The sequence below is a fragment of the Streptomyces sp. NPDC002680 genome, assembly GCF_042889145.1.
Lineage (GTDB): Bacteria > Actinomycetota > Actinomycetes > Streptomycetales > Streptomycetaceae > Streptomyces > Streptomyces adonidis.
This window is the reverse complement of sequence record NZ_JBIAQP010000015.1, coordinates 22,052-37,209: the sequence shown is the minus strand read 5'-3', so window position 1 is coordinate 37,209 and position 15,158 is coordinate 22,052. Positions and strand designations below refer to the sequence as shown.

The 15,158-nt window shown below is 68.7% G+C and carries 16 protein-coding genes; 8 read left to right on the top strand and 8 right to left on the bottom strand.

From position 1 onward, the window contains the following. The first annotated feature begins 27 nt into the window (after positions 1 to 27). From ACFYXF_RS34125 to ACFYXF_RS34105, 5 genes are all read left to right on the top strand, one after another. Positions 28 to 669, top strand: coding sequence for a hypothetical protein (locus ACFYXF_RS34125; RefSeq protein ID WP_389355978.1), 642 nt, complete (start codon positions 28 to 30; stop codon positions 667 to 669). A 75-nt stretch (positions 670 to 744) separates the two neighbouring features. Beyond that, positions 745 to 918: a hypothetical protein gene (locus ACFYXF_RS34120; protein ID WP_389355570.1), complete on the top strand. Its 174-nt coding sequence runs from the start codon at positions 745 to 747 to the stop codon at positions 916 to 918. 130 nt (positions 919 to 1,048) lie between these two features. Next, a complete protein-coding gene (locus ACFYXF_RS34115; protein ID WP_389355568.1) occupies positions 1,049 to 1,462 on the top strand; it encodes a BlaI/MecI/CopY family transcriptional regulator in 414 nt (137 codons plus the stop codon). 9 nt (positions 1,463 to 1,471) lie between these two features. Continuing rightward, positions 1,472 to 2,005 (top strand): amino-acid N-acetyltransferase, encoded by a 534-nt coding sequence (locus tag ACFYXF_RS34110; protein WP_235475884.1) that lies wholly within the window; start codon positions 1,472 to 1,474, stop codon positions 2,003 to 2,005. A gap of 240 nt (positions 2,006 to 2,245) precedes the next feature. Next, positions 2,246 to 2,581 (top strand): Lsr2 family protein, encoded by a 336-nt coding sequence (locus ACFYXF_RS34105; protein WP_235475883.1) that lies wholly within the window; start codon positions 2,246 to 2,248, stop codon positions 2,579 to 2,581. Here the strand turns inward: ACFYXF_RS34105 and ACFYXF_RS34100 are convergent. Further along, positions 2,560 to 3,201: an SCO3374 family protein gene (locus ACFYXF_RS34100; RefSeq protein ID WP_389355566.1), complete on the bottom strand. Its 642-nt coding sequence runs from the start codon at positions 3,199 to 3,201 to the stop codon at positions 2,560 to 2,562. The genes ACFYXF_RS34105 and ACFYXF_RS34100 overlap by 22 nt on opposite strands. 440 nt (positions 3,202 to 3,641) lie before the next feature. Between ACFYXF_RS34100 and ACFYXF_RS34095 the strand changes: the two genes are divergently transcribed. Next, positions 3,642 to 6,167, top strand: coding sequence for an ATP-dependent Clp protease ATP-binding subunit (locus ACFYXF_RS34095; protein WP_235475881.1), 2,526 nt, complete (start codon positions 3,642 to 3,644; stop codon positions 6,165 to 6,167). Between the two features lie 86 nt (positions 6,168 to 6,253). Here ACFYXF_RS34095 and ACFYXF_RS34090 read toward each other — a convergent pair whose 3' ends face one another. Then, the gene (locus ACFYXF_RS34090; protein ID WP_389355565.1) at positions 6,254 to 6,889 is read right to left on the bottom strand and encodes an HAD family acid phosphatase; all 636 of its coding nucleotides are present in this window, start codon (positions 6,887 to 6,889) and stop codon (positions 6,254 to 6,256) included. 471 nt (positions 6,890 to 7,360) lie between these two features. Between ACFYXF_RS34090 and ACFYXF_RS34085 the strand changes: the two genes are divergently transcribed. Continuing rightward, positions 7,361 to 7,936, top strand: coding sequence for a M23 family metallopeptidase (locus tag ACFYXF_RS34085; RefSeq protein ID WP_389355563.1), 576 nt, complete (start codon positions 7,361 to 7,363; stop codon positions 7,934 to 7,936). A gap of 22 nt (positions 7,937 to 7,958) precedes the next feature. Here the strand turns inward: ACFYXF_RS34085 and ACFYXF_RS34080 are convergent, their stop codons facing one another. After that, on the bottom strand, positions 7,959 to 8,543 hold the full coding sequence (locus ACFYXF_RS34080; protein WP_389355561.1) for a TetR/AcrR family transcriptional regulator: 585 nt from the start codon (positions 8,541 to 8,543) through the stop codon (positions 7,959 to 7,961). A 151-nt stretch (positions 8,544 to 8,694) separates the two neighbouring features. Between ACFYXF_RS34080 and ACFYXF_RS34075 the strand changes: the two genes are divergently transcribed. After that, on the top strand, positions 8,695 to 10,305 hold the full coding sequence (locus tag ACFYXF_RS34075) for an MDR family MFS transporter (protein ID WP_389355559.1): 1,611 nt from the start codon (positions 8,695 to 8,697) through the stop codon (positions 10,303 to 10,305). Between the two features lie 207 nt (positions 10,306 to 10,512). Here the strand turns inward: ACFYXF_RS34075 and cseC are convergent, their stop codons facing one another. From cseC to ACFYXF_RS34050, 5 genes are all read right to left on the bottom strand, one after another. Then, positions 10,513 to 11,847, bottom strand: a complete 1,335-nt coding sequence (gene cseC / locus ACFYXF_RS34070) for a two-component system sensor histidine kinase CseC (RefSeq protein WP_389355557.1) — start codon at positions 11,845 to 11,847, stop codon at positions 10,513 to 10,515. An 8-nt stretch (positions 11,848 to 11,855) separates the two neighbouring features. Next, positions 11,856 to 12,563 (bottom strand): two-component system response regulator CseB, encoded by a 708-nt coding sequence (gene cseB / locus ACFYXF_RS34065; protein ID WP_389355555.1) that lies wholly within the window; start codon positions 12,561 to 12,563, stop codon positions 11,856 to 11,858. Positions 12,564 to 12,619: 56 nt separating this feature from the next. After that, positions 12,620 to 13,231: a hypothetical protein gene (locus ACFYXF_RS34060; RefSeq protein ID WP_389355553.1), complete on the bottom strand. Its 612-nt coding sequence runs from the start codon at positions 13,229 to 13,231 to the stop codon at positions 12,620 to 12,622. A 191-nt stretch (positions 13,232 to 13,422) separates the two neighbouring features. After that, on the bottom strand, positions 13,423 to 13,965 hold the full coding sequence (locus ACFYXF_RS34055; RefSeq protein ID WP_389355551.1) for a SigE family RNA polymerase sigma factor: 543 nt from the start codon (positions 13,963 to 13,965) through the stop codon (positions 13,423 to 13,425). Positions 13,966 to 14,235: 270 nt separating this feature from the next. Next, positions 14,236 to 15,156: an A/G-specific adenine glycosylase gene (locus ACFYXF_RS34050; protein WP_389355549.1), complete on the bottom strand. Its 921-nt coding sequence runs from the start codon at positions 15,154 to 15,156 to the stop codon at positions 14,236 to 14,238. Between the last annotated feature and the right edge of the window lie 2 nt (positions 15,157 to 15,158).

The window sequence follows — 15,158 nt, the reverse complement described above, 5'->3', positions numbered from 1 at the left end:
CCCACGCCATTCGGATCTCGCGGCGGCATGGCGTTCGGTGCGGAGGAGCTGCGTGTGCTCCGCCGTGCTCTCGCCCTCGCCCTCCACCCCGGCCCCGCCTCCGCGGAGGACGTCCAGGACTGTCTCCGGCTCGCCGAGTCCGTCGACGAGGCGGCGCGGGAGGGAGCCCGGCTGCGCGCCTTCCTCGTGGCCGACCTCGCCCGCTACCGCGCCGCCCTCCCCGGCACCGCCGCCGGCTATCTCACGCTTCTGGAGGAGGCCCTGGGCGCCGGGTACCGCCCGGACCCGGACGACCTCGCCGCCCTCCGGGCCCTGCGGGGCAACCCGGTCGCCGCCGCCCTCCTGGACCGCTGTCTGCGGCACGCGGAACGGAACGTACGGGCCCGGCTCGGTGCCAGGGTGTCCGGCCGGGCGCCGGTCACACCGACGGTGCCTGCCTCCCGTACCCGGCTCCTGGCCCTGCCCGGCGGGCTCGCCGCCCAGGATCCAGGCAGGAAGCCCGGCGAGAAGCCCGTGGAGAAGAAGCCCGGCGAGCGTCCCGCCCCGGCGCCCCGGCCCGCGCCCGACGCCCCCAAGCCCGGCCGCCCCATCCCCACCCCTGGCGAGGTCTTCCCGCGCCGCAAGCCCGCCCCGCCCGCGAATCCCCCGCAACAGCTCGCCGCGGGTTGAGTTGAACGGAGTACGACCCACAGAGGCCCGGGCCCCCCGCCCGGGCCTTTCTGCTGCCCTGGCTACTCTGGTCGCATGGACTATGTCTCCGCGCTCGTGCCCCCGGTAGTGATGGCCGCGCTCTTCATCGGTGTGATCGTGACGATGGTGAAGAGTCAGGGCGGTGCCAACAAGGCCAAGGAGGACGCCGTCGTCGACGCGACCCTCGCCAGGGCCGAGCAGACCCGCCAGGCCGGACAGGGCGAGTAGGGGCGCCCTGTTTCGTAGGCTTCTGTGGGTGTTTGCCCCGGAAAGTGCACGTCCTTCGCGCTATTCACCCTTTCTCCCACTACTGTGCTGAGTTGTGCCTCGCCCATTGGGAGAACTCGAAGACGCGGTCATGACGCGGGTGTGGAAGTGGAACCGCCCGGTCACCGTTCGAGAAGTCCTGGAAGACCTTCAGCAGGAACGGTCCATCGCGTACACCACGGTGATGACCGTTTTGGACAATCTCCATCAGAAGGGCTGGGTCCGTCGCGAGGCGGAAGGCCGGGCCTATCGATATGAGGCGGTCTCCACCCGAGCCGCCTACGCGGCCGCGCTGATGAACGACGCGTGGTCGCAGAGCGACAACCCCGCCGCCGCTCTCGTCGCCTTCTTCGGCATGATGAGCGAAGAACAGCGGCTGGCCCTCAGGGATGCCGTTCGCATCGCCCAAGGGCCGGAACAGCCCGAACAGGCCGGGCCGCCGGAAGCCGTGGAACATACCGGCTACGAGAACCCCGCCTCGGCCGAGGGTCCCACCGGGCGATAGCGTCCGCTCATGTCAGCGATGCGTCCCGAAGTCACAGCGAAAGCCATCACCGTCCGGCGGGCCAGGACCAGCGATGTCCAGGCCGTACGCGGACTCCTTGACTCGTTCGTCCGGGGCCGTATCCTGCTCGACAAAGCGACGGTGACGCTTTACGAGGACATCCAGGAGTTCTGGGTCGCGGAACGCGACGACAACGGCGAGGTCGTGGGGTGCGGTGCACTCCACGTGATGTGGGAAGACCTCGCCGAAGTACGTACTCTCGCAGTGAACCCGGACCTCAAGGGTTCCGGTGTCGGGCATCAGTTGCTGGAGAAGTTGCTGCAGACCGCCCGCTGGCTAGGCGTTCGACGCGTTTTCTGTCTGACCTTTGAAGTGGACTTCTTCGGGAAGCACGGCTTCGTGGAGATCGGTGAGACGCCCGTCGACACCGATGTCTACGCCGAGCTACTGCGTTCCTATGACGAGGGCGTCGCGGAGTTCCTCGGTCTCGAACGAGTGAAACCGAACACCTTGGGCAACAGCCGGATGCTTCTGCATCTGTGATCGGGCATCGCCGATCGGGCATCGGCAATTCCTGTGAGCCGCCTGCCCAGGTTCCCTATGTCCGAAACGCGCACGTTTCCGGTCGGGGGAAGGGCGGTCGGTCTCTCCCGGGGGTTTGTGTTTTTCCGGCAAAAGCGGTTTGCTTTCCGACGTACTGCAGTACTGCATATAACAGGGGATGCGAAACAGCGGCGCACGCCGTGGGCATCGGCTCCCACGTTATCGATGAAAGGAAATCCGGTGGCACAGAAGGTTCAGGTCCTTCTTGTCGACGACCTCGACGGCGGCGAGGCGGACGAGACCGTGACGTTCGCGTTGGACGGCAAGACGTTCGAGATCGATCTCACGACTGCCAATGCTGACAAGCTTCGCGGTCTTCTCGAGCCCTACGTCAAGGGCGGTCGCCGTACCGGAGGCCGTGCTTCGGGTGGGCGTGGAAAGGCGCGTGTCGCTTCCGGCGGCAGCCAGGACACCGCGCAGATCCGTGCTTGGGCGAAGGAGAACGGTTACGAGGTCAACGACCGTGGCCGTGTTCCCGCGTCCATTCGTGAGGCTTACGAGAAGGCCAACGGCTGAGCGCACGCACGCCGCAGTCGGACGCGATGGCACTGCGTTGCCAGCGTGTCCACCAGCCGTACGAGATCGGGGGCGCCTCCGACGCCCCCCAGGGCCGACATCGTCGGCAGCGGGACCGCCGTCCCGCACCCTGTTTCAGGGGGCCGCAGCCAGACAGCGGCCCCCTGCGGATTTGTACAGCCCTGAGAAGGGCCCGTGGAGCCGTCCGCCGGGACGGGGGAACCGGGCGGCCCGGGCGGCAAGGGCGCCTCGATGTGGCCGCCCGCGCCGATCGCCCTCAGGTCCGGTGCCAGCCCGCCCCACTCCAGCCAGTCCAGCAGCCCCGGCAACTCGTCCGCGCTGCCCTCGGCCACCAGCAGCAGCATCCGGTCCCCGTGCAGGGCCACCGGGGAGGCCGGCGCCCGCATCTGCCCCCGGTGCCGCAGCGCCGCGAAGCCCGCCTCGGCCGGTACGTCGAGCACGTCGAAGCTCCGGCCCACGACCAGCCGTACCGGAAGGCCCCCGGATCCGGAACCGGGCACTGTCGCCCATCCCAGTTCGTTCTCGTACCAGTGCAGGACATCGCTCGTGATGTCGTCCGGGTCGAGAGGACGGCGCGGAAGGGGGACAGTGGGAACCATGCGAAGCCAACCGCCACGAAGGGCCGCGAGTTACGCTGGGTTCCCTTGCGTACGCGCGGAGTTCCGATTTCGGGGACGCCCGGAGCTGTTCGGCGGCGCAAGGCTGTTCGCCCGTAGCGGAGGGAACCGGTGCATCCGGCATGGAGTGTCGGTCCGTACGGGTAAGACATCCCTAGTGGGAGGGGGCGACACGCAGAAAAGGCCGTCTCACGTTCGCCATCGGCGTACTGATAGTGAGGGTAACTGCCTGGCCTGCGGGAACATCGTCTCGCACGATCGGGTTGGAGCATATGTCGGCGTTCGGGGTCAGGAGGCTGTGTTGGTTCTCGGTCCGGTGTCGGCAGTTGGAATGAGCGGTCCCCGCTTGCGGGACTAAGCTGCGGAAGGACAGGGAGGGGAGCGTCCCCTTACTGCCTGACCGCTCTGAGGAGCGATTAACGATGTTCGAGAGGTTCACCGACCGCGCGCGGCGGGTTGTCGTCCTGGCTCAGGAAGAAGCCCGGATGCTCAACCACAACTACATCGGCACCGAGCACATCCTCCTGGGCCTGATCCACGAGGGTGAGGGTGTCGCCGCAAAGGCCCTGGAGAGCCTCGGCATTTCGCTTGAGGCGGTCCGCCAGCAGGTTGAGGAGATCATCGGACAGGGCCAGCAGGCGCCGTCCGGTCACATCCCCTTCACTCCCCGTGCCAAGAAGGTCCTGGAGCTGTCGCTCCGCGAGGCCCTTCAGCTGGGCCACAACTACATCGGCACGGAGCACATCCTGCTCGGCCTGATCCGTGAGGGCGAGGGCGTCGCCGCCCAGGTCCTGGTCAAGCTGGGCGCAGATCTCAACCGGGTGCGGCAGCAGGTCATCCAGCTGCTCTCCGGTTACCAGGGCAAGGAGACCGCCACCGCCGGCGGCCCCGCCGAGGGCACCCCCTCGACGTCCCTGGTCCTCGACCAGTTCGGCCGGAACCTCACCCAGGCCGCTCGTGAGTCCAAGCTCGACCCGGTCATCGGGCGCGAGAAGGAGATCGAGCGGGTCATGCAGGTGCTGTCCCGGCGTACGAAGAACAACCCGGTCCTGATCGGTGAGCCCGGCGTCGGCAAGACCGCCGTCGTCGAGGGCCTCGCCCAGGCCATCGTCAAGGGCGAGGTGCCCGAGACCCTCAAGGACAAGCACCTCTACACCCTGGACCTCGGCGCGCTGGTCGCCGGCTCCCGCTACCGCGGTGACTTCGAGGAGCGCCTGAAGAAGGTCCTCAAGGAGATCCGCACCCGCGGCGACATCATCCTGTTCATCGACGAGCTGCACACGCTCGTCGGCGCGGGTGCCGCCGAGGGCGCCATCGACGCCGCTTCGATCCTGAAGCCGATGCTGGCCCGCGGTGAGCTGCAGACCATCGGTGCCACCACGCTCGACGAGTACCGCAAGCACCTCGAGAAGGACGCGGCCCTTGAGCGCCGCTTCCAGCCGATCCAGGTGGCGGAGCCTTCCCTCCCCCACACGATCGAGATCCTCAAGGGCCTGCGCGACCGGTACGAGGCGCACCACCGCGTCTCGATCACCGACGAGGCCCTGGTGCAGGCGGCGACGCTCGCCGACCGCTACATCTCGGACCGGTTCCTGCCCGACAAGGCGATCGACCTCATCGACGAGGCCGGTTCCCGGATGCGCATCCGCCGGATGACCGCTCCGCCGGACCTGCGCGAGTTCGACGAGAAGATCGCCGGTGTGCGCCGGGACAAGGAGTCCGCGATCGACTCGCAGGACTTCGAGAAGGCCGCCTCTCTCCGTGACAAGGAGAAGCAGCTCCTCGCCGCGAAGGCCAAGCGGGAGAAGGAGTGGAAGGCCGGCGACATGGACGTCGTCGCCGAGGTCGACGGCGAGCTGATCGCCGAGGTCCTCGCGACCGCCACCGGCATCCCGGTCTTCAAGCTGACCGAGGAGGAGTCGTCCCGCCTGCTGCGCATGGAGGACGAGCTCCACAAGCGGGTCATCGGCCAGAAGGACGCCGTCAAGGCGCTCTCCAAGGCGATCCGTCGTACGCGTGCCGGTCTGAAGGACCCGAAGCGTCCCGGTGGTTCGTTCATCTTCGCCGGCCCGTCCGGTGTCGGTAAGACCGAGCTGTCCAAGGCGCTGGCGGAGTTCCTCTTCGGTGACGAGGACGCGCTGATCTCCCTCGACATGTCGGAGTTCAGCGAGAAGCACACGGTGTCGCGGCTCTTCGGTTCGCCCCCCGGTTACGTGGGCTACGAAGAGGGCGGCCAGCTGACCGAGAAGGTCCGCCGCAAGCCGTTCTCCGTCGTCCTCTTCGACGAGGTCGAGAAGGCCCACCCGGACATCTTCAACTCGCTGCTGCAGATCCTGGAGGACGGTCGCCTGACCGACTCCCAGGGCCGGGTCGTGGACTTCAAGAACACGGTCATCATCATGACGACCAACCTCGGCACGCGGGACATCTCCAAGGGCTTCAACCTGGGCTTCGCGGCCTCCGGTGACAAGAAGTCCAACTACGAGCGCATGAAGAACAAGGTCTCGGACGAGCTCAAGCAGCACTTCCGGCCCGAGTTCCTCAACCGCGTCGACGACGTGGTCGTCTTCCCGCAGCTCACGCAGGACGACATCCTCCAGATCGTCGACCTGATGGTCGGCAAGGTGGACGAGCGCCTCAAGGACCGGGACATGGGCATCGAGCTGTCCCAGGCCGCCAAGGAGCTGCTGTCCAAGAAGGGTTACGACCCCGTCCTGGGCGCCCGCCCGCTGCGTCGCACGATCCAGCGCGAGATCGAGGACACGCTCTCCGAGAAGATCCTCTTCGGCGAGCTGCGCCCCGGTCACATCGTGGTCGTCGACACGGAGGGCGAGGGTGAGGCGGCGACCTTCACCTTCCGCGGCGAGGAGAAGTCGGCACTGCCCGACGTCCCGCCGATCGAGCAGGCGGCCGGCGGTGCCGGGCCGAACCTGAGCAAGGAGGCGTGACCCTCCGGGGTTGAGCCGCAGAAAAGGGGCCGGTGCTTTCCAGCACCGGCCCCTTTCGCATGCCCGCTGGGGCCTGATGGGGTCGCCTACGACAGCTGGCCGTCGTAGTCCGGCAGCTTGTACGTCTTCTCGGCGTGGCCGCCCGAGAGGTCGGTGGCGCTGTTGCCGATGTTGGCGATGATCGTGTAGCCCTTCGACTCGATGTCGACGCGCTGCGCGGTCTTGTAGTCGGCCACGTTCTTGAACAGGTCGATCAGATTGCGGACGTACAGCCCGGTGACGTTGTACCCGACGTGCGTGAGGTTGTACTGCGTCAGGGGCTTGATGATGTCCGGGCGCGCGCTGACGAAGAAGAGGGCGACGCCGTGCTGCTGGGCGTACTGGGCCACCTTCAGCACGGGCGCGTTGGCCGGCGACGGGTAGCTGAAGCCGAAGTCGGTCTCCAGGGTGGTGTTGTCGATGTCGAAGACGATCGCCTGCTTCTCGCCCGTGGAGGCGGCGGCGATGCGCTGCTTCAGGTAGGGCAGTGCCTGGTCCATCACGGCCTGGCAGTCCTGCTGCCAGGTGGCGTAGTCGACGTCCTCGGCGGCCGCGGCGGCGGACACGGACGTGGTGGTCGCGGCCTGGGCGGTGCCGGGGCCGGCCAGGGTCACCGCTGCGACCGCTGCGACCGCGGTCAGGCCGATACGGCGCGTCCAGGGCGTCCAGGAGCCTCTTGTCATCGGGGTGGGGGTCCTCTCACGTAGGTCCGTGCGGTGCCAGGGCCTGCAGATGTCAGGGGCATGCTTGCGGGAGTGAGTGGCGCGGGTGGGAAGGGAACATTACTCACGGGTAGCGGCGAGATGCCAGTAGTCGGAGGGGGTTTGTTCGGCCCGAAGTCGGGGTGGCGTGGGTCCCGTTGTGCGCGTCACAGTCGCGTGTCTTCGGACCTCGTGGCCGGTGACATGATGCACAGGCGAAATGTCCGTTACTAGGGTGATTAGTGAGTGACGGGGTGGCTGAGGGGTGGTTTGCGTGGTGCGGCGGCTTGGGTTGCTTTGTCAATAAGTAGGTGAATTTGCGGCGAACTACTAACTTGTGTCGTAGACCTGGTGTTTGGGGATGGGTGGGGGGTGGGGGTACCAAGGGGTTTCCCATCCGGCGAGGTCGCCTGTGCCGGGTGGTTTTTCTGTCCCCGTCCCCATGAGGTTCTGATGTTCCAGCGCGCCACCACCCGTGTTTCCCGCATCTCCGTCCTGGCCGCAGGGCTCGGGGTCTCGGTCGTGCTGGGCGCGGCCGGGGTCTCGGCCGCCGCCGACACCGGTTCGACGGCGAGTGCCGTCCAGGTCCAGGCCGCCGCCAAGAAGGCCGCCTCCTGGGTGGACCCGGTCAAGAAGTACACGCTCAGCGCCAGCTTCAACCAGGCCGGCAACATGTGGTCGTCCACCCACTCCGGCCAGGACTTCGCCGTGCCGAGCGGTACGAAGGTCGTCGCCGCGCACGGCGGCACCGTCGTCAAGGCCGGCGGCAACGGCGCCGGTGACGGGTCCGCGTACGGCAATGCCATCGTCATCAAGCACGGCAACGGCACGTACTCGCAGTACGCCCATCTGTCGAAGATCAACGTGAAGGTCGGCCAGGTCGTGGCCACCGGGCAGCGCATCGCCCTGTCGGGCAACACGGGCAACTCCAGTGGCCCGCACCTGCACTTCGAGATCCGTACGACCGCGAACTACGGCTCCGCCGTGGACCCGGTGGCGTTTCTGCGGGCCAAGGGCGTGACTGTCTGACGGAGGTCCGGGGGGCCGTGATCTACGGCTGTTCCGTGCCCTCGTGGGCCTGGGTGACCAGGCCGATCGCCACCTCCAGGACCGCCTTGCGCTTCTCGTCCGCGTCGCCCGCGAGGTCCTGGAGGACGAACATCCCGGCGTGCAGCGTGAACATCGCGCTGATGCAGCGGACCTGGTCGACCAGGGCGGCGTCCGGGTCGATGATGATCTCCCGCATACCGAGCATGCGGGACTTGAACGTGTCGCCGATGCTCAGGTCCCGTACCGTCGCCTGGTTCTCCTGCATGAAGCGGAAGAGCGGCACCGCCTCGCCGAGCGCCTCGCTGTAGCGCCGGACGATCTCCTGCTTGGTGTCGAGGGTGTGCGGCTGCTGCCTGCCCCACTCGATCAGGTCCTCGATCGGCTTCGTCAGGTCCTCGAACAGGCTGACGATGATCTCTTCCTTGGTCTTGAAGTGGTAGTAGAGCGCCGCCTTCGTGACATCGAGGCGCTCGGCGATCTCCCGCAGCGAGGTCTTCTCGTAGCCCTGTTCGGCGAAGAGTTCGAGCGCCACGTCCTGGATGCGCTGGCGGGTGTCCCCGCGACGGCGCTGCTTGGTGCGGTCCATTGCTCGTACTCCTGCTTCTGAATGCCCTGGTGGGCGCCCTTGGGGTAAAACTTACTTGACGCCCGGCTAGTTAGAGGTCTAGCTTCCCCAGTGTAGTCAACTTGCCGGGCGGCAAGTAAGTAGGAGTACGTGGGGGAGTGGGTCGGAGACGATGGCGGACACGCGAGCAGTGGTGGACGAGCGGGACGGGAAACCGGGGGAGCCGGAAGCGCAGGGCAAGCAGCCGCGGAGTGTGCGGGTGGTGCTGCTCGCGCTCATGATCGCGATGATGCTCGCGATGCTGGACAATATGATCATCGGTACGGCGATGCCGACGATCGTCGGTGAGCTGGGCGGGCTCGAACACCTGTCGTGGGTCGTGACGGCCTATACGCTCGCGACCGCCGCCTCCACCCCGATCTGGGGCAAGCTCGGCGACATGTACGGGCGCAAGGGCGTCTTCATGACGTCGATCGTGCTCTTCCTGATCGGGTCGGCGCTCAGCGGCATGGCCCAGGACATGGGCCAGCTGATCGGCTTCCGGGCCGTCCAGGGGCTCGGCGCCGGTGGTCTGATGGTCGGGGTCATGGCGATCATCGGGGACCTGATTCCGCCGCGTGAGCGCGGCAAGTACCAGGGCATGATGGCCGGCGTGATGGCGCTCGCCATGATCGGCGGACCGCTGGTCGGCGGGGCGCTCACGGACCACCTGGGCTGGCGCTGGTCGTTCTACATCAACCTGCCGCTGGGTGTGGTCGCGCTCGTCGCCATCAGCGCGGTGCTGCATCTGCCGAAGAAGCGGGCGCAGACGCGGATCGACTATCCGGGTGCGGCGCTGCTGACGGTCGGTATTACCGCGATCGTGCTTGTCACCACCTGGGGTGGTACGGAGTACGCGTGGGGCTCCGCCAGGATCATGGAGCTGATCGGGATCGGCGTCGCCTCGCTCGTCGGGTTCGTGTTCTGGCAGACCAAGGCCGCCGAGCCGATCATGCCCTTGCACATATTCCGCAGCCGCAACTTCTCGCTGATGTCGGTCATCGGCTTCGTCACCGGGTTCGTGATGTTCGGTGCGGTGCTGTTCCTGCCGCTGTACCAGCAGTCCGTGCAGGGCGCGTCCGCGACCAACTCGGGGCTGCTGCTGCTTCCGATGCTCGGCGCGATGATGGTCGTGTCGATGATCGCGGGGCGGGTGACCACGAGCAGTGGCCGGTACAAGGTGTTCCCGGTGGTCGGCAGTGTGCTGATGATCGTGGGGCTGTTCCTGCTGGCGCAGATGGACACCGGGACCTCGCGTGTCACGTCGGGTGTGTACATGGCGATCGTGGGCGCCGGTATGGGCTGTCTGATGCAGATCACCATGCTGGTGGCGCAGAACAGCGTCGAGATGAAGGACATGGGCGTTGCGTCCTCCGGGGCCACGCTGTTCCGGACGCTCGGGGCGTCGTTCGGGGTCGCGATCATGGGGGCGTTGTTCAACAGCCGGGTGCAGGACGTGATGACCGAGCGGGCCGGGGCGCTGGGGTCGAAGGTGACCGAGCAGTCGGCTCAGCTGGATGCGGCGAGTCTGGCGAAGTTGCCGGCGGCGGCGCGGGAGGCGTATCAGTACGCGGTGTCTTCCGGGACGCACTCGGCGTTTCTGCTGGGGGCCTCGGTGGCGGTCGTGGCGCTGGTGGCGGCGGTGTTCGTGAAGGAGGTTCCGTTGAAGGGGGCGGGGCCGGAGAAGGGGGACGAGGGGGCTCGTTCGGGGGCGGTCAAGGGGGCTGTGGCTGAGGTGGCGTGAGGTTCGCCCCCGCCGCCCCTACCCGTTCCCATCCTCGGGGGCTGCCGCCCCCGAACCCCCGCTACGGCCCTGAAGGGGCCTTGTCCTCAAACGCCGGACGGGCTGGATAGTCAGCCCGTCCGGCGTTTGAGGACGAAGGGGGGTCTGGGGGCGCAGCCCCCAGAAGGATGGGACGGGTAGGGGCGGCGGGGGCGAGAACCTCCTCCGTCAGGGCTTCGGGCGCGGCATCATCGGGTAGCTTCCCGTGTTTGTCGGGGCGTGTTCCGGGAGCCACAGGACCGCTACCGCGCCCTCCGCGGGGACGTCCTCCGGGGCGCCCGGGGGGCGTATGTTGCGGAAGGTGAGGCGGGCGCCCAGGACGCGGGCCTGGCCCGCGGCGATCGTGAGGCCGAGGCCGTGACCGTGGCCGGAGCGGTCGGTGCTGCCCGTGCGGAAGCGGCTCGGGCCGTCCGCCAGCAGGTCCTCCGGGAAACCCGCGCCATGGTCGCGGACGCGGATCACCCTCCCCTCCACCGAGACCTCTATCGGCGCCTTGCCGTGCCGCGCCGCGTTGGCCAGCAGGTTGAACAGCACCCGCTCCAGACGGCGCGGATCCGTCGTCACCTCCGACTCGTGCACCACGTGCACCGCGATCTCCGGGTCCTTCGCGATCACCCGCCGCGCCACGAACTCGCCCAGCATGATGTCCTGCAACTCGGCCCGCTCCGACGCCCCGTCGAGCCGGGCCACCTCCAGGACGTCCTCGACCAGCGTGCGCATCGCCTTCGCCCGGTCCAGGACCAACTCCGTGGGGCGGCCGGGAGGGAGGAGTTCGGCCGCTGTCAGCAGTCCCGTCACCGGCGTACGCAGCTCGTGCGCGATGTCCGCCGTGACCCGCCGTTCCGCCTCCAGGCGCTGCTGCAGCGTGTCCGCCATCGCGTCCACCGCCCGGGCCAGGTCGTCGGTCTCGTCCCGTACGACACCGCCGATGGCATCCCGTACTCGTACGTCCGTCTCGCCTCTGGCGACCTGGTTCGCGGCTGCCGCCGCCTTCCGCAGCCGCCGCGACAGTTGCGCGCCGATCAGCACACCGAGCGCGCTGCCTCCCAGCACGACCGCGATCGAGCCGATGATCAGCGCCTGGTCGAGGTCGGCCATGATGTCCGTACTGCGGTCGGTGAACCCGGTGTGCAGCGACATGATGTGGCCGTCCTTGAGCGGTACGGCCGCCCAGATGTCCGGCACCCCGTCCGGCCGGTCGGTCACATAGGTCGCCCGGCGGCCCTCCGCCGCCTTCTGCCGGAGTTCCTCCGGCAGGTTCGGGTCGTCGACCTTGATGCCGGGGAAGTTGGGCCGCCCCGACAGGTTGTAGTTGCTCTGCCCGATCAGGACGCGTTCGTCCGCGAGATCGCGCGCGCTGTCCAGCATCGACACCCGGGCCGCGTTGTGGACGACCAGGCTGAGCGTGATCGCCACGAGCGCGCCGACCAGCGCGATGGCGGCGCTCAGCTTCCACCTGAGCCCGGTGTGGATCCCCGTCATTCCTCTGAACCTGACGCCCATGGGTCCGCTCAGGCCTTCAACTTGTAGCCGAAGCCGCGGACCGTCTCGATCCGGTCCTGGCCGATCTTCGTCCGCAGCCGCTGCACATGGACGTCGACGACACGGGTGTCGCCGCCCCAGCCGTAGTCCCACACGCGTTCGAGGAGTTTGTCGCGGGAGAGGACCGTGCCCGGCGCGGACGAGAACTCCAGCAGCAGCCGCATCTCGGTGGGCGTCAGGGCCACCGGCCGGCCCTCCTTGCGGACCTCCATGCCCTCGGTGTCGATCTCCAGGTCACCGAAGACGAGCACCCCGCCGGTCACGGGCGCCCCGCCCTCCGCACCCGCCGAGTTCGGGCCGCTCGCGTGACCGAAGCGGCGCAGCACCGCGCGGATCCGGGCGACCAGGACGGCACCGTCGAACGGCTTGGTGACGTAGTCGTCGGCGCCCGCCTCCAGGCCGAGGACCACGTCGATCGAGTCGGCGCGCGCCGACAGCATGATCACCGGCACGGTGGACTCGTCGCGGATACGGCGGCACAGGCTGACCCCGTCGAGGCCCGGGACCATGACGTCAAGGAGGGCGATGTCGGGGCGGTCCGCGCGGAACGCCTCCAGGCCCGACAGTCCGTCGGGCATGGCGGTGACCGCGAAGCCGTCCCGCTCCAGGGCGAGTTGGGTGGCCTCGCGGATGACGTCGTCGTCCTCGACGAAGAGGACGTGGGTCTGGTCTGCCATCCCGGTGCTCTCAGTTCTCGTCTTGTGTGCCAGGTCGTGTCAGGTCGGGCGTCAGGTCAGTTGGAGTCCGTCGTCGGCGCGGTTTCACCGTCGACCGCGCTGCTGTACTCGTTGTGCGTGCGGTATTCCAGGGTGAAGCGGCCCGCCGTCCACCGGTAGGTGATCACATTCTCGCCCGACGGACTCGTCACCGGGTCGTCCTTCTTGTACACCTGTTTGGTGACCACCAGGTCGCCCCGGTCTATCTCCGCGTAGACGGGGGACTCCTCGGCCCGGAACACGTTCCGGTAACCGGTGCCGCTGCCCGCCTCGCGGTACACGTACGACCCGACGCCGACGGCATCGCTGCACGTCATGACATTGACGACGACGTCGTCCGAGGCCCCGTCGGTCAGATCGCCGTACGACACGTCGACCGGGTACTCGTCCCCGACGCACGGTTTCAGCGCACGCTTGACCGAGGCCGCGACCCCCGGGTCGTCCATGACGAGCCTGACCCCGTCCACGTCGTCCGTCGTGGCGTACGCGGAGGGCGCGGGGGAGGGGTTCAGCTTGCCCGCGACGGCGTCCGCGCCGGCCGGGCCCTCGTCACGGGCGCCGGTGCCGCCGGTGGCGCAGGCGGAGACAAAAAGGGCGAGGGCGGCGAGCACGGTCGTAGCCGTGATCACCGCCTGAAAAGCCCGCCGGGCAGAGGCGGAGGGGGCCGGGTGCGTGAGCGGCCCCGGGCCGTGCCCCTGCCACCCCCGTGAGCCCGCACCCGCATCGGGACCCGTACCCGGACCCGCACCCATGGGTGGGTCCGCGTCCGAATCCGTCCCGGTCCGTGCCCGTGGGGCCCCGGGATCGGTCGCCCCTGTGCCTAGGCCGCGCAACGCTCCCGCTCCTCATGCTCCAGCGCGCGTGCGTCCAGATCGCGGGCCTCCAGCTCCTCCCGGAGCCGGGCGAGCGCCCGGTGCAGCGTGCTCTTGACCGTTCCGGCCGACATGCCGAGGGCGGCGGCCGTCTCCTCCGTGGACATCTGCTCCCAGTGTCGCAGTACGACGACACTGCGCTGCTTGGGTGCGAGCACCTTCATGACGTCCATCAGGAGGGCGCGGTCCGCGTGCTGTTCGGTGGAGTCGTCCACGCACGCGTCCGGAAGCTGCTCGGTGGGCACCTCCTCCAGCTTGCGCGCCCGCCACCACTCGGTCCGGGTGTTGATCATCACCCGGCGGAGGTAGGCGTCCGCGAGCCGCTTGTCCGCTATGCCCTCCCAGCGGCCGTACGTCCGTACGAGCGCGGTCTGCAGCAGGTCCTGGGCGTCGACGGGGTCCGGGACCAGTCGACGGGCGCTGCGCAACAGCGCGTCCTGCCGTGTGCGGACGTACTCCTCGAATTCGAGCACCTCGCCCTGCTGCGTCATGTCCAACCGCCTCCGATCCCCGTTTCCGACCCGCCTGCCGGCCGGCTTTCACTGCCCTGTGGTCTGTACAGGGATGAACCTACGGAGGGGTTGTCACGGAGCTGTCCGAGCCAGCCTGCGGGGAGCGCGCGGCTGTCCGTCGGTTGTGTAACGGAAGTAGGGAAGGGGTAAGCGGGAGGGGTAATTGGTGGTGGTGTGGGGTGATTTGGTGGGTGGGGGAGGAGTGTTTGACGCGTTACGGAAGGCCGAGTCTGTGTCCCGGCATGTGTCTCAGCTGTGCGGCAGGCGGTACAGCCCGCCCGGCAGGGGCTCGACCAGACCGTCGGAGACGAGGCCGTCGAGGGCCCGGGCGCGCTGCACCGGCTCGTGCCACACGCGGTCGAGCGCGGCCTGCGGTACGGGGGTCGGGGCCTCGCGGAGTACGGCGAGCAGCTTGCCGCGCACCTGGCGGTCCGTGCCCGCGTACGTCTGGCCCCGGCGGGCCGGGCCCTCGTGCTCGGGCTTCCCGGCGAGCCGCCAGGCGCACTGGGCGGCGATCGGACAGCTGTGGCAGGTCTCGTTCCTGGCCGTGCAGACGAGGGCGCCGAGCTCCATGGAGGCCGCGGCCCAGCGGGCGGCCGTCCGCTCGTCGTCCGGCAACAGGGCGCGGGCGAGCTTGCGTTCGGCGGCGGTGGTGGCGTTCGGGGGGTACTGGACGCCGGTGACGGCGCGGGCGAAGACACGGCGGACGTTCGTGTCCAGTACGGCGTGCCGCTGGCCGTAGGCGAAGGAGGCGACGGCGGCCGCGGTGTACTCGCCGATGCCGGGCAGGGCGAGCAGCTGGGAGTGGTCGGTGGGTACGTCGCCGCCGTGGCGTTCCGTTATGGCGACCGCGGCGCCGTGCAGGCGCAGGGCTCGGCGGGGATAGCCGAGGCGGCCCCAGGCGCGGACGGCTTCGCCGGGGGCGTCCTTGGCGAGGTCGGCGGGGCGGGGCCAGGTGGCGAGCCACTGCTCGTAGACGGGCAGTACGCGGCTGACGGGGGTCTGCTGGAGCATGAACTCGCTGACCATCACGCCCCAGGGGCCGGCGTCGGGGCGGCGCCAGGGGAGGTCTCGGGCGTGCTCGTCGAACCAGTCGATGACGGGGGCGTGGAGGTGGTCGGTGGCGGGGGTGTTGTCGTCGCGGTGCGGGGGTTTCGTGGGCGCAGTCATGG

What these genes read in the sequence shown, in the direction of transcription:
- ACFYXF_RS34125 (WP_389355978.1), top strand. Translation starts at nt 28, where the DNA reads ATGGCGTTCGGTGCGGAGGAGCTGCGTGTGCTCCGCCGTGCTCTCGCC.
- ACFYXF_RS34120 (WP_389355570.1), top strand. Translation starts at nt 745, where the DNA reads ATGGACTATGTCTCCGCGCTCGTGCCCCCGGTAGTGATGGCCGCGCTC.
- ACFYXF_RS34115 (WP_389355568.1), top strand. Translation starts at nt 1,049, where the DNA reads ATGACGCGGGTGTGGAAGTGGAACCGCCCGGTCACCGTTCGAGAAGTC.
- ACFYXF_RS34110 (WP_235475884.1), top strand. Translation starts at nt 1,472, where the DNA reads ATGTCAGCGATGCGTCCCGAAGTCACAGCGAAAGCCATCACCGTCCGG.
- ACFYXF_RS34100 (WP_389355566.1), bottom strand. Translation starts at nt 3,201, where the DNA reads ATGGTTCCCACTGTCCCCCTTCCGCGCCGTCCTCTCGACCCGGACGAC.
- ACFYXF_RS34095 (WP_235475881.1), top strand. Translation starts at nt 3,642, where the DNA reads ATGTTCGAGAGGTTCACCGACCGCGCGCGGCGGGTTGTCGTCCTGGCT.
- ACFYXF_RS34090 (WP_389355565.1), bottom strand. Translation starts at nt 6,889, where the DNA reads ATGACAAGAGGCTCCTGGACGCCCTGGACGCGCCGTATCGGCCTGACC.
- ACFYXF_RS34085 (WP_389355563.1), top strand. Translation starts at nt 7,361, where the DNA reads ATGTTCCAGCGCGCCACCACCCGTGTTTCCCGCATCTCCGTCCTGGCC.
- ACFYXF_RS34080 (WP_389355561.1), bottom strand. Translation starts at nt 8,543, where the DNA reads ATGGACCGCACCAAGCAGCGCCGTCGCGGGGACACCCGCCAGCGCATC.
- ACFYXF_RS34075 (WP_389355559.1), top strand. Translation starts at nt 8,695, where the DNA reads ATGGCGGACACGCGAGCAGTGGTGGACGAGCGGGACGGGAAACCGGGG.
- cseC (WP_389355557.1), bottom strand. Translation starts at nt 11,847, where the DNA reads ATGGGCGTCAGGTTCAGAGGAATGACGGGGATCCACACCGGGCTCAGG.
- cseB (WP_389355555.1), bottom strand. Translation starts at nt 12,563, where the DNA reads ATGGCAGACCAGACCCACGTCCTCTTCGTCGAGGACGACGACGTCATC.
- ACFYXF_RS34055 (WP_389355551.1), bottom strand. Translation starts at nt 13,965, where the DNA reads ATGACGCAGCAGGGCGAGGTGCTCGAATTCGAGGAGTACGTCCGCACA.
- ACFYXF_RS34050 (WP_389355549.1), bottom strand. Translation starts at nt 15,156, where the DNA reads ATGACTGCGCCCACGAAACCCCCGCACCGCGACGACAACACCCCCGCC.